Origin of the sequence: Paenibacillus sp. FSL K6-2862 (assembly GCF_038005125.1) — a bacterium.
Lineage (GTDB): Bacteria > Bacillota > Bacilli > Paenibacillales > Paenibacillaceae > Paenibacillus > Paenibacillus illinoisensis_A.
Genome location: NZ_JBBOSN010000001.1, coordinates 897,465 through 910,855, shown reverse-complemented (window position 1 = coordinate 910,855; position 13,391 = coordinate 897,465). Strand labels below are relative to the sequence as shown.

Here is a 13,391-nt window from a genome sequence, read left to right as displayed (position 1 = left end):
TTGTTCCAATAACCTTGGAACTCCCAGCCACATCAGCATTCATGCAGACCTGATTTGTGTTATGAGACAATGAACAGCTTTGGATTCATCTGGCCAATCGCATAGGGCGAATCGTTACAGCCGCCGTTTTGAAGCCTGGCATACGGCAATAAGGGTCCAGATCGGGCCTTGTCGCCCGATTGACGTTCTGAATGCCGCCCCAATGCATCGGTACAAACAGCGTGTCTTCGCGAATATGTTCCTTAATACGAGCACGTACGGTGAAGCTCCCATGCACAGATTGTATCTCGACCCACTCCCCATCCATAATTCGATGACGTGCAGCTGTACCCGGATGAAGTTCCACAAAATTCTCCAGTTCACGGGCTTCCAGTGTTGGGCTCCGATGGGTCTGTACGCCAGTCAGATAGTGAGGAAGGACGCGGCCATTGGTCAGAATCAGAGGGAATTCCCGCGAGACATCATGCCAACCAGCACTTAATTCACTTGTAAATGTAGCCCTGCCGTCCTCATGAGCAAACCGCTCACTGAACAGCAGCCCTTCACCCTCATCCTCCAGAGAAACGCAGGGCCAGTAGATACCTTTCTCCCTCCGTAGACGTTCGTAGGTCATTCCATAGTAATCTGCAACCCCGCCCTGGCTGGCCAGTCTGAGTTCATTGAAGATATCCTCGGCACATGCATATTGAAAATAAGACGCTTTGCCGAGTCCGCTGGCAATGGAGCATAGAATATCCCAATCGTGGCGGGTCCCTCCCGGTGCCGGTCTGCCCTGTTCTCGTAACAGCACCCGGCCTTCCAGATTGGTCAGCGTACCTTCGTTCTCCAGATAAGCCGTGACTGGAAGCACCACATCAGCCATCTTCGCTGTCTCGGACAGAAACATATCTGCCACGACCAGAAAATCCAGCTTACGAAGCCCTTCTTCCACCAAACGCACATTGGGATTGGATACAACCGGGTTGGAGCCCATCACAAGCAGGGCTCGAATCTCCTGCTCGTGAACCCGTTCCATCATTTCATAGGCAGATACACCTTTTCCCGGCAAGGTCTCAGGTGCAACTCCCCAGACGGATGCTACATGTGCGCGGTCCTGTGCATTTTCTATGGAACGATATCCCGGCAATTGATCGGCCTTCTGCCCATGCTCTCTTCCGCCCTGTCCGTTTCCCTGTCCAGTGATCGCACCATAACCACAGCCTGGTCTGCCAATTTTCCCAGTCGCCAGTACCAAGTTAAGAAAATGACGGACCGCAAGATGTCCATCCGTTTGCTGTTCCACTCCGCGCGCAGTCATGATCATGCCTGTCTCCGCCTGACCATAGGCCATTGCGGCCTGACGGATCAGGGTTAAGTCCACCCCGCATTGCACTGCGGATTCTTCCAGGTCTATCTCGCTCAGTGCATTCTGCAAACTCTCATAGCCTTGGGTTCTTGCATCAATAAAATGCTCATTCACAAGTCCCGCTTCCATAATGACCTTCAGCATGATGTTCGCAAGCAGTGCATCCATACCCGGTTTGATCTGCAAATGAAGGTCAGCAATGGCTGCAGTAGCTGTCTTCCGCGGATCAATAACGATGATGTACGCTCCATTTTCCTTCGCCTGGTTGAAATAAGGCAGCAGAGTGGGCTGGCACTCTGCAACGTTGGTCCCTGCAAGTACAATGCACTGGGCCAGCGGGATGTCGGACAAGCGGAATGTCAGCCCCCGATCCATGCCAAACACCTTACTTCCTGCTGAGGCAGCGGCAGACATACAGAAACGACCGTTATAATCAATATATCGTGTCCCTAGAGCAACCCTTGCGAATTTCCCTAGCAAATAGGCTGTTTCATTGGTGAGGGAACCCCCTCCATACACACCGATTGCATCGGCACCGTATTGATTCTGAAGACTTGTAAAACGTCCTGCGATATATGCTGTGACTTCAGGCCATGAAGAAGGTATCAGTTCACCATCCCGGCGGATGAGAGGCTGCAGAAGTCGCTGTCCACTCAGTGCATGCTGATGTGCATTCATGCCTTTGACACACAATCTTCCCTGTGAAGCTTCATTCGGTACGCCTTCAACGATGTACGCGGCACGGCGCTCACCAGCGATGGGCCCAGCCACTTCCTCGACGGTCATTTTGCACTGTACGCTGCAATAGGGGCATTGTGTCTCCCGTACATGCAGTTTTGAAACAAACGAACTGTCTTCCATTGATGTCTTCATTCCCATCTTCACTCCCTTCCCTACCTTTTGGATCAAGTAAAACTCAATTCGCTTACCGTTCTGCCCGCCAGCTCGTTCTGGAATTGTTGATCCAGCAGATTCTCGCGGATCGATATGAACCCCAATCGCTCTACCCATGCCCAGATGGGTTCATCGTACCAGGCGGTTCGGCGATACCACTCCACGCATGCCGAGATCAGCCGCACTGCATCTTTTTCCGTCTCGCCAAGTCCGAGGAGTCCCCCTTCTTTTACGGGGTGGGCCGCATGACCACCCGCGTAAATTTCCCAGCCGGCGGGAGATTCCTGCAATCCGATATCCTGCACAATCGGGCTTACCCATGAGCTCGCTCCTCCCGACAAGACGACTCTCACGGGAGCAGGCATATCTGCATTAACCCACCTGAATTGAAGGTCCTCTGCCATGGCTTCGAACTTCAGATGGCCTGCATGGACCTCGATACCCGTAACCGCGCCCCGCAGGATATCGTTCCGATTTCCAGCCCGATCAGGCTGCTGTACACTTATCCACTTTCCGGTTATCTTCAAATAGTAACGAAGTGCAGTTTGGCAGATATCGCAGCCTTCTTCTGTTCTCCAGTCCAGCTGCTGCATTATTCTTCTCATTCCATCACCCTCTTGAATGGCATACAGATGGTGATGGTCTGTCGAAGCTGCAAGCTCAGAGGAATTACCATCCGACAACCGATTGAGCGCTTCTTTCAGTGAGGCATGACCCAGATCCGTACAACTGCAAACGGGCCATTCTGTCGTTTTCGCCGCAGCTGCTGCTTCGCTTGCACCACCGCCGTTTTTCTGGAGATGCAGCGTGTGCTTCACCAGTGCCGTAACCATTGGACGACATCCGCCGCAGGAACCGGAGGCTTTGGTATGCTCCTTAACCTGTTCAGCAGTCTGCAGCCCCTTATCCTGTATGGCCCTCATGATCATCAACTTGCTCACATTGTTACAGGCGCACACCGTCTCCTGATCAGGCAATGCTGCTGCCGCCTTCTCGGCTGGATTCGTCTCTTCCTCGCGGGGAGCGAGTTCTTCGATGCCAGCCCCACGCTGAACAAGTCCCAATAGGCTGGCACTCTCCGTCGTATCCCCGAACAGGATCGCTCCACTTACATGCCCTTCCTTCATCAATACTTTCTTATACGTACCGCGAATACCATCAAGCATCTGTACAGCCGTCCGCATTTCTTCTCCGCTAATGTTTCCGGCCGAGAACACGTCAACGCCAGAGACCTTCAGTTGGGAATAGGGAATAGAACCCCTATACTCTGCTGTCTCCTGCCCACATAAAAAACGTGCGAGTACCTTACCCTGCTCATATAAGGGGGCTACCAGACCATAACTGATACCCCGATGTTCGGCACATTCACCGACAGCATACACATCAGGTACGCTGGTACGCATGTAATCGTCGACCACAATCGCCCGATGGGTCCTGATTCCGCTCCGTCTGGCCACATCAACATTGGGACGAATGCCCACGGCCACAACGACTACCTGTGCTTCAAGCTTGGTTCCATCTGTAAATTGAAGCCCCTGAGCCTGGGACCGACCCACAATTTTTTGTGTGTTTTTGTTTAATAGGAAAGTCATCCCCTGAGCTTCCAACTCATGCTGAAGCATGGTCGCTGCCTGCAGATCCAACTGCCGATTCATAATGTAAGGTGCGTTATGTACCACAACGGCTTCCATCCCCAAATGCAGGAGTCCGCGGGCAGCTTCAAGCCCAAGCAATCCGCCACCAATAACGGCCGCCTTACGATGTACTTTGGAATACGCGGACATACGTGTGCAGTCATCTATGGTGCGAAAAGACATCACCCTCTCTTTATCCACACCAGGAATGGGTGGAATAAATGGAGCAGACCCTGTCGCAAGGATTAGAATATCGTAGGACTCCCTCATTCCGGATAACGTTTCAATCGTTTTGGACGGAGTATCAATCTTGTGGACCGTCTCTCCCGCACACAGCCGGATGCCGTGATCCTCATACCAGCTCCAGTCGTTAATGATAATGTCCTGCAGATCGTGTTCACCCTGCAGCACTTTGGATAACATGATCCGATTATAGTTGGGACGTGGTTCACTTCCGTAGATGACAATCTCATATGTATCCGGAGATACGGCTATAATCTCTTCCACACACCTAACACCTGCCATCCCGTTTCCGATAACGACCAGTCTCTTCTTGCTCATGGGCTGCCCCCTGTCTCTGTGACATATTGAGTTAAAAATAAACAGAAAAATCCCTTCTCCATGGATCGGAAAAGGGCACCGTTGCCTCCGGAATTCACACGCCATTGTGTGATTTCATATTAGATTCAGATTACGGCAAACCATAATGTATGTCAACAAAATTAACACATAATTCTGAATTAACTTTCAAAATGATTTATTTAAAAATTTAATGTTATTTTTCTTGACATACACAAATTCTCTTTTTATAATTTGAATCAAAATCACCGTGCTGTGATCAAATCAGGTGCAGGAACACAATGACGTGTCCTGCCTGCCGGCAATGAGGCCGCAAATCGTTCATCATCTGGACGAATTGCGGCCTTTTTCTGCCTGAACTGCACAAAGACAGGGTAAGATTATTCAATTGGATGAGGAGCGATGCTGAATGGTGGAGAGCAAAAGTTTTTGGAAGAGCGGGCATAAGCCCAGCCTGTTCGGGGCATTTCTGTATTTTGATATCAGTTTTATGATCTGGGGCATGCTTGGCCCCCTCGCGGTTGTTATTGCCATGGATTACCCGATGACCCCTCTTGAAAAAGCCAACCTGGTGGCACTGCCCATCCTTGGCGGCTCCATTCTTAGACTTGTACTTGGTTTTATGTCCGATTATATCGGTCCAAAGCTCACGGCTCAGATCGGCATGGGCGTCACGCTCATACCTCTATTGCTGGGCTGGCTGTGGGTAGACTCGCTAAGCCAGTTATACGTTGTTGCCCTCCTGCTTGGCGTTGCAGGTGCCTCATTTGCCGCTGCTCTTCCACTCGCAGGGCAATGGTATCCCAAGGAACATCAGGGACTTGCCATGGGGATTGCCGGCGCAGGGAATAGCGGTACTGTACTCGCTACTCTGTTTGCCAATCGGCTGGCTACTCATTTCGGCAGCTGGGAAGTCGTTTTTGGACTCGCCATCATACCAATCGTGGTCGTTTTCATCCTTTTCTCCATCTTCGCCCGTAACAGTCCCAATCGGCCAGCACCGAAGAAGCTCTCTGAGTACGGCACCTTGCTGAAACAAAGGGATGCCTGGGTATTCTGTGCATTTTATTGTGTTACCTTTGGGGGTTTCGTGGGATTGTGTAACTATCTGACCATCTTCTTCAACACCCAATATGGCTTATCTCCTGTCCGAGCCGCTGATATCACAACCTTTTGCGTTATTGCCGGAAGCTTCTTCCGACCTGTTGGCGGTTACTTGGCAGACAAGATCGGTGGTACGCGGATGCTGACATTCCTATATACTGGTGCCTGTGTCATGCTTGTAGGTGTATCTTTCCTCCCTCCACTTCCTGTGGTCGTCGTCATGTTATTCCTGGGCATGATGTGCCTTGGGGCTGGTAATGGTTCCGTGTTCCAATTGGTTCCACAACGTTTCGGCAATGAAATCGGTCTGATGACAGGCATTGTCGGCGCGGCAGGTGGCCTGGGCGGATACGCACTCCCGCTGATTCTTGGTCAACTGTACAGCTCCTACCAGTCCTATACGCCGGGATTCGTCATCCTTAGTCTGATCGCAGCCGCATCCATGCTGCTCGTACTGGTTATGCAGTCCAAATGGCGCGGCCAATGGCTGAAGAAATCTTTTACCAGCAAAACGGAATCCACATCCCTCTCTTCATAAAGAATACAGGTGACTAATCGCATCTAAAAAGAGAACAGCACAGCCCTTCGGCTGCTGCTGTTCTCTTGTTGTCAGGATGAATATTTGCGAAAAACAACGACGGCATTATGCCCGCCAAAACCAAAAGAATTGGACATTCCGATCTGCATCTCTGCCTCTCTGGCTTCATTAGGTACATAATCCAAATCACAGTCCGGGTCCTGCTGCTCCTGGTTAATCGTTGGTGGAATGATGCCATGCTGCAAGGTTTGAATCAGTGAGATAGCTTCCGCTCCACCGGCGGCTCCTAACATGTGCCCAGTCATCGATTTATTGGCCGTCACGGGAATACGATAGGCAGCTTCACCGAAGAGTTGTTTAATCGCTCGGGTCTCTGAGAGATCTCCCGCTTCGGTACTTGTTGCGTGGGCGTTAATCACATCCACGTCATCCGGCTGAAGCTTCGCGTCAGCAAGCGCAGCTCTCATGGCCAGGAATGCTCCGCGTCCTTCCGGATGGGTTGCTACCATATGATATGCGTCTGAACTGGCACCATATCCAACAATTTCAGCGAGGATATTTGCGTTTCTAGCCAGGGCATGTGATAAAGACTCTACCACCACAATCCCAGCACCTTCAGCCATCACAAACCCATCTCTTCCAGCGTCAAAGGGGCGACTCGCCGTTTCATAGGCTTCGTTTCTTGTGGATAACGCGGTAGCATTACCGAAGCTGGCCAGCGAAACTTCCGTGATGGCTGCTTCGGTTCCCCCGGCAATAATGACATCTGCACCTCCGTCACGAATCAGCCGGAAGGCCTCACCTATGGCTGTATTTCCAATGGAGCAGGCAGTCACAGGTGAAAGAGTCGGTCCCCAACATCCGAATTTCATGCTCACCATGGCAGCTGCCATATTGGAAATCATCATCGGCACAAGGGTCGGACTAACCCTTCCGGGACCACGTTCGGATAACAGTTTTCCTTGCTCCATCAGTGTTTGAATGCCGCCGATGCCGGAACCAATGTATACACCAACCCGTTCCCTGTCCACTTTCTCCATATCCAGTCCCGAATGCACAAGAGCATCGTCAGCTGCCGCTACAGCAAATTGGCAAAATCGATCCATACGGCGGGCTTCCTTGCGTCCGAATCGCCCCTCTCCGTCAAAATCTCGGACAACACCAGCCATTTTGGTTTTATATGAAGTGGTATCGAAGCTTTCAATTAATGATATTCCTGACTGCCCTTTCACAAGTCCGTTCCAAAATGTATCTACATCATTGCCCAGCGGCGAGACAATTCCCATACCGGTAATCACAACACGTTCGCGTTCCATATCTAACTCATCCTCCCTAGCCATTCAGGCTATCCGACTGAACTTCTGCATTTATATTGGCACGTGCAGTATCCTATTACAAGTTGTGAATTATAATAGTATAATGACTACCATGATAAAGGTTGGGGTGGAATAAGATGAACCAGGATGTCAGGCTTCAGGCATTATCCTTATTTTTGAAAACTCAACGTGCCAAAATAGCTCCCGCAGAAGTCGGTTTGCCGGAAGGCACCCGTCGCAGAACACCGGGTCTTAGAAGAGAAGAGGTAGCCCAATTGGCGGGCGTAAGCACAACTTGGTACACCTGGCTTGAACAAGGAAGAGATATTCAGGTTTCCCATTCGGTGCTGGATAACATTGCTTCTGCACTCAAACTGACCCCTGATGAACGCAAGTACTTGTTCTCCCTTGCCATGGAGCATTACTCCGAACTGCATATCCGTGAGGAAGAACCTTACCAGCTCCATCCTTCCCTGCAAAAAATACTGCAGGAGCTCCAGAATTGTCCCACCATTATTTCTGATCGCCGCTGCTACATTGTTGGCTGGAATGAAGCAGCCAGTCATGTCTTCATTGATTTTGAGCAGATTCCTGCCGAACAGCGAAACATGATTAGTCTATTATTTGAACGAAAGGAATTTCGGAGACTTGCAGTCAACTGGGAGGATTTTGTCCTCGGATACCTTGCGATCTTCCGTGCCTATTACGGCCAATATGTCGACGATGAATGGTACAATCTGTTTCTGAATGAAATGATGGACCGATATCCGGAATTCCAGTCCCTGTGGAAACAAAGCAGCGTGAGCAGTGCACCAGACGTACTGATTGAATTCAGACATTCCAGAGCCGGCAAAATGTTGTTCAATCTGACCTCGTTGCAGGTTCAGGGTAATACCGATCTGCGATGCAGTATATACACTCCTGCACAGGATACGGCCACCGAGCGGAAATTGGTGCGCCTTATGGAACGTGAGAAGGAGCGTCAAGCCAGACCTAACGTTTAAACGGCATTCCAATGCAACCAAACGAAAAATGATCCGAGCGGTTTCGCTCGGATCTTTTTTGGTGATCATCCAGCCCTTTTCATCGGATATGGATCAGATCAATCTACGCATAGCAAATGTTATTCGAACGCCGGAATGGCGATGTCTGCATACTTCTCTTCGAAGAAAGCCTTCACTTCAGGGCCTGCCATGCGTTTGGCGAGCTTCTGAATGGCTTCGGAATCCTTGTTGTCCTCACGTGCAACCAAAGTGATGGCAAAATGGGAGTCATCCTTTTCCGTGAACAGCGCATCCTTCTTCGGTGTAAGTCCCAGCGGGCTTGCATACGCCGGGGTCATGGCAACCAGATCTGCATCATCCAGCATGCGGGCCAGCATAAGCAGGTCTACTTCCTGGAACTTGAAGTTCTTCGGATTCTCAATAATATCCGCCTGTGTTGCGTTGAATCCTGCGCCTTCTTTCAGCTTGATCAGACCGTTTTGTTCCATCATCACGAGTGAACGTCCAATGTTAGAAGGGTCATTGGCAATAGCAACCGTTGCCCCTTCAGGCAGTTCTTCAGTGGTTTTGTACTTTTTGGAATACGCACCGTAGATCGCGTTGTAGATCGGCTGTACGGCAACCAGATTCCCATTATTGGCTTCGTTAAATTGAGTCATGTAAGGCACATGCTGGAAGAAGTTAGCGTCTACTTCCTTGTCTTTCAATGCCGTATTCGGTTGAACGTTATCGGATAGAACGACAACTTCCAAATTCACACCATCTTCCTTAAGCAGCGGCTTCACAATATCCAGTACATCCGTCATTGGTGGAATCAATGTAGCCACTTTCAACGTCACTTCCTGAGTCGCTTGGCTGCCTTCATTATTCCCCTCCGCAGCGGGTGTCTCTTCTTTTTTGCCGCATGCGGATACAACCAGCATGACTGCGAGCAGCATAAGGATCATTTTTGATTTCATTTTCATTCTAACCCCTTCATCGTGTAATCTGTAATGTCATCCTAAATTCTTCTCGTCTGTTAACCTTGTGTACCTCATGATCTGCGATCAAGCCAGCGGGACAATCTGCTTCCGGTAAACTGGATCATCTGCACCAGAATGATCATAATAATGATCGTAAATACCATGATCTCCGTCTCGAACCGCTGATATCCGTAACGAATGGCAAAATCGCCAACACCTCCACCGCCGACAATGCCCATCACCGTGGAATAGGAGATAAAACTGATCGTTGCCGTGGTCAGTCCGAGTACGAGACCTGAACGTGCTTCCACATACAAAAATTTCAGCACAAGCTGCATGGTTGATGCACCCATCGACGATGCCGCCTCAACCACACCTTTGGGCACATCGAGCAGTGCCTGTTCTACTAGGCGGGCATAGTAGGCAATCGCAATAACGGAAAGCGGCACCGCCGCTGCCAATGTCCCCATCGCCGTTCCCACAATCATCCGCGTGAACGGAATCATGAATACGACCAGCAGCAGAAACGGGAACGAACGAATGATATTGACCAGGCTGCCCAGAATCGTGAACAGCGGCCTGTTCTCATAACGTTGTCCTCTTCGGAACAAATACAGCAGCGTGCCGAGTGGAAGCCCAATCAGGACAGCTGCTCCAATCGAGATGCCAACCATGACAAAGGTCTCTCCGATCGCCTTCCATATCTCATCCTGGTACTTCAATATGGATTCAGGTATCATCGTTCCTCGTCCTCCGTTTCCCATGGTGCCGCCTCTTCACCCGTAAGCAAGGACGTCAGCAAATCCCGCTGTGGTGCGGGAATACTGCGAACTTCCGCTTCCGTTAGCGTTCGGACAATGCGCCCTTCCTTCATCACGGAAATTTGGTGGCAGAGTCTGCGCGCAACCTCCATCTCATGCGTAACCAGCACGATGGTCACACCCAGTGTTTCATTCACATGGCGCAGCACATCCAGAATACCGTTCGTTGTCTGAGGATCGAGCGAGGACGTTGGTTCATCGCAGAGCAATACATCAGGCCGGCTCGCAAGAGCCCTCGCAATAGCCACACGCTGCTTCTGTCCTCCGCTTAACTGGGCGGGATATTGTTTCGCCTTATCCTCGAGACCCACGAATCTCAACACCTCAAGTCCACGTTCTTCCCTTTCTCTCTGAGAAACACCCGCCAGTTCAAGAGGCATGCATACATTGCCAATCACCGTTCGGTTGCTCACCAGATTAAAGTGCTGAAAAATCATGCCGATGGAACGACGCGCCTGACGAAGGGCTCTTTCGCTCATCCGGGTCAGCTGCTGTCCGCCTACGGTTACTTCACCGGAGTCCGGCTTTTCAAGCCCGTTCAGCATGCGGAGAAGCGTTGATTTGCCCGCACCGCTGGAACCAATGATACCGTGAATCTCTCCCTGTCCCACTTCAAGCGAGACAGAGCTTAACGCCTCGAATCCCTGATCAGCCCGGGACCCGCGTTCGTTATAACGCTTGCTTACGCCGTATAATGAAATCATGGAGATTCCTCCTGCGATTAATCATGCATGGTCCTTCGAGAACACATGAAGAAAGCCCGCACAGCCGATAACCGGAGCGCGAGCAATCCTGTTCATTTATAATAAAGCAACATTCTGTGTGAAACAAGCCTTAACGAGAGATATCTGTTTTTAAATCGTTTACATGATACAAGCTAAATCTGCCGTTCGAAGAACCGATGTAGATTTCATCCCCTACCCGATTTATTGTGCCATTCTTGGCATCCCGATCGCGGTGTTCCGGCGATCCCATGACCACGTCATGCACTCGGCCGACCAGCGTACCATCCTCTTTATTCATGATCAGAAGATCCTCACCCATGGGTAACAGAAGTTGATCATCGATAACCAGGTAACTTCCCTGGTTGGTAGGGTATCTCAAGGAAGAGATCGTATATTGTGCGTCCCAGCGCGTTTTTCCCGTATGATAATCCAGTGCAGCCGGGTAACCGTTCTTGATCACAAATATTTGATCACCTTCCACAAGCCCTCGCTCAACCTTGTCATTTAACGTCCATCGTTTTTTATCGTTCTTGGCATCATACAGCATCGTTGTAAAATCCGAATAATCCCCGTAATGCTCACCTTGCTTATTTTCGCGGATCAACAGCATGCCATCATTCAGCACCTCGAAGCGTTGTCCGTTCCGGGCTTGAAAGTGAGCAAGTTGCTTGCCTGAATTCAGATCGACCAACACCCACTGATCCCCGAGCAGCATCCAACGTTCAGGCTTTGCCTCTGTGAATGGATCAAGACGGGTTATTCCGTCGAAGTACGGATCATTCTCGATATGATCCACAGTAGGCTTACCGGTTTTGATACTCCATACCGTACGACCTGATAGCGGGTCGGCTGCAACCAGTTGATTTTTCTCCCAATACATCACATACGGGTCAGCTGCCGTCTGGTTAAACAATTGATATCCGGCACTTAGCTTCCTTGTCCATAGGGTTTTGCCATTAGAACTGTTCAGCACGGTGATTCGTCCCTGACTGGAGCCTTCCTTAACCGGGCTATCTACCACCACAACATTCTCCGCAGCTGTAATACCACGAAGTGAAAGTTTGGAGCCGGTTTTGTACTCCCACTGCACTTTCCCATCCGATAGTTTAATGTGGCGTATGCGATCCTTGTACTCTTTATCTCCCGGAGCATAAGACGTATAGATTGTCACACCCTCGCGTTTCGTATCCACCTGCGCTTGGAGTGCGCCGTAGCCTGCATGGATCCCCCACACATTTTTTCCGGTATATCGATCGAGGGCGTACACGGATTTATCATAATGCATGCCGCTAAATCCACCGTCGTCTCCTTTCATCAGAAGCACATCCGCTGTTGCTGCATGCAAAAAGGGATAATTCAGCTTGCCCTGATTGGTCCATGTGGATTTCCAGGGTAACGTTGCAGGGAGTGTTTGGCCAAGAATTTTGGTTGTGAACTGATAGTCGTCCGAACGACTAAAATTCCAATCCGAAGGGACCACATTATTACGATCATCCACCGGGATGTTCCAGCGTGTCTGCACCAACTTTCCCGTCTTGTTGAACGTTACCAGAAACTGTGCATCTTCCCGCTCATATCGCCAGGTCTGTCCAATACTCATGGAAACATTGGTTTCATTCAGATTCTGGGAATGCTCTTTCCAATCCGGCTCCCCGAGCCACTGGGCAGCTTGTTTTGAAGTCGTGCTTTTATTTAATAAAATATCCGTCAGATGACGAACATCCGTTGTAGACATGGAGGCCTGATTCCCGAACCAGCCGTCCGTTACGTTCACGCGCTGCTGTACGTCCTTCGCCCTAACCCAGATTATGGCTGGACGGTATACGTTCGACTCTTTGTACCAGGTCCGCGGAGGAACGGAGACACCATACCAATCCTTCGTCGATGCAACAATTAGCGCATGATCCGTTAGAGAACTGGCAGAAGGCCAGTTTGTCTGGCTTCCAGGATACAGATACAGTTTACTTCCCGCCCGGAGTGTAAAGTTCTGCGGAGTGGACCTTTTCATCGTCTGGCTTTCCTTGGATGCGTACCATCCCGGTACCCAGAAACTCGCGAACTCGCTATGATTCAATCGGATCCATTCTCCGCGAACAACCTGTACTTTCAGCTTTTCCCCGCCGGAGGTATATGTAGATATTCTCATCAGATCAATGGGAACCTTGTGATCAACAGTTTGGTCATACATAGGCAGGCCTTTTCCCAATGTGACAGTTTCTCCAGCTTTATAGGTTATGGATGCTGATAAGGCTTGTGTAACTGATTCTGGGGCTTGGCCTTCACGGGCAGCCACATTCAGATCCAGCAGCATGTATCCTGTAACGATCACGGCAGCTACTCCGGTAATGGTGATCCACCTGTAGCCCCTTTTTCGCCAGTTCCCGCCTGTCTTCACGTTGGTTCACTCCATCCATTTGAAGTTATTTCCATTAAAGACGTTTTGAACAAGAAAAAGTTACTGTATTATCA

9 protein-coding genes are annotated in these 13,391 nt (G+C 50.2%); 2 read left to right on the top strand and 7 right to left on the bottom strand.

The genetic code is table 11. The features are described 5' to 3' along the window. Nucleotides 1-85: 85 nt before the first annotated feature. Together nasC and nirB are read right to left on the bottom strand one after the other, a co-directional pair. Nucleotides 86-2,218, bottom strand: coding sequence for an assimilatory nitrate reductase catalytic subunit NasC (gene nasC / locus MHB82_RS04195; protein WP_341173907.1), 2,133 nt, complete (start codon nucleotides 2,216-2,218; stop codon nucleotides 86-88). Nucleotides 2,219-2,250: 32 nt separating this feature from the next. After that, the gene (gene nirB / locus MHB82_RS04190; protein WP_341173906.1) at nucleotides 2,251-4,434 is read right to left on the bottom strand and encodes a nitrite reductase large subunit NirB; all 2,184 of its coding nucleotides are present in this window, start codon (nucleotides 4,432-4,434) and stop codon (nucleotides 2,251-2,253) included. Between the two features lie 430 nt (nucleotides 4,435-4,864). Between nirB and MHB82_RS04185 the strand changes: the two genes are divergently transcribed. Further along, the gene (locus tag MHB82_RS04185; protein WP_095361195.1) at nucleotides 4,865-6,094 is read left to right on the top strand and encodes a nitrate/nitrite transporter; all 1,230 of its coding nucleotides are present in this window, start codon (nucleotides 4,865-4,867) and stop codon (nucleotides 6,092-6,094) included. Nucleotides 6,095-6,165: 71 nt separating this feature from the next. On the opposite strand, the gene fabF is transcribed toward MHB82_RS04185, so the two are convergent. After that, on the bottom strand, nucleotides 6,166-7,410 hold the full coding sequence (fabF, locus tag MHB82_RS04180) for a beta-ketoacyl-ACP synthase II (protein ID WP_110755714.1): 1,245 nt from the start codon (nucleotides 7,408-7,410) through the stop codon (nucleotides 6,166-6,168). Nucleotides 7,411-7,547: 137 nt separating this feature from the next. On the opposite strand from fabF, the gene MHB82_RS04175 reads away from it, so the two are divergent. Continuing rightward, nucleotides 7,548-8,414 (top strand): helix-turn-helix transcriptional regulator, encoded by an 867-nt coding sequence (locus tag MHB82_RS04175; protein ID WP_341173905.1) that lies wholly within the window; start codon nucleotides 7,548-7,550, stop codon nucleotides 8,412-8,414. A gap of 119 nt (nucleotides 8,415-8,533) precedes the next feature. Here MHB82_RS04175 and MHB82_RS04170 read toward each other — a convergent pair whose 3' ends face one another. The 4 genes from MHB82_RS04170 to MHB82_RS04155 all read right to left on the bottom strand — a co-directional run bounded on the left by MHB82_RS04170 (nucleotide 8,534) and on the right by MHB82_RS04155 (nucleotide 13,317). Beyond that, nucleotides 8,534-9,373 (bottom strand): MetQ/NlpA family ABC transporter substrate-binding protein, encoded by an 840-nt coding sequence (locus tag MHB82_RS04170; RefSeq protein WP_095361194.1) that lies wholly within the window; start codon nucleotides 9,371-9,373, stop codon nucleotides 8,534-8,536. Between the two features lie 74 nt (nucleotides 9,374-9,447). Beyond that, nucleotides 9,448-10,140, bottom strand: a complete 693-nt coding sequence (locus MHB82_RS04165; protein WP_227779605.1) for a methionine ABC transporter permease — start codon at nucleotides 10,138-10,140, stop codon at nucleotides 9,448-9,450. After that, nucleotides 10,113-10,901, bottom strand: coding sequence for a methionine ABC transporter ATP-binding protein (locus MHB82_RS04160; protein WP_341173904.1), 789 nt, complete (start codon nucleotides 10,899-10,901; stop codon nucleotides 10,113-10,115). Before MHB82_RS04160 ends, MHB82_RS04165 begins: the two co-directional genes overlap by 28 nt. Before the next feature lie 130 nt (nucleotides 10,902-11,031). Next, nucleotides 11,032-13,317 (bottom strand): outer membrane protein assembly factor BamB family protein, encoded by a 2,286-nt coding sequence (locus MHB82_RS04155; protein ID WP_341173903.1) that lies wholly within the window; start codon nucleotides 13,315-13,317, stop codon nucleotides 11,032-11,034. Nucleotides 13,318-13,391: the final 74 nt, after the last annotated feature.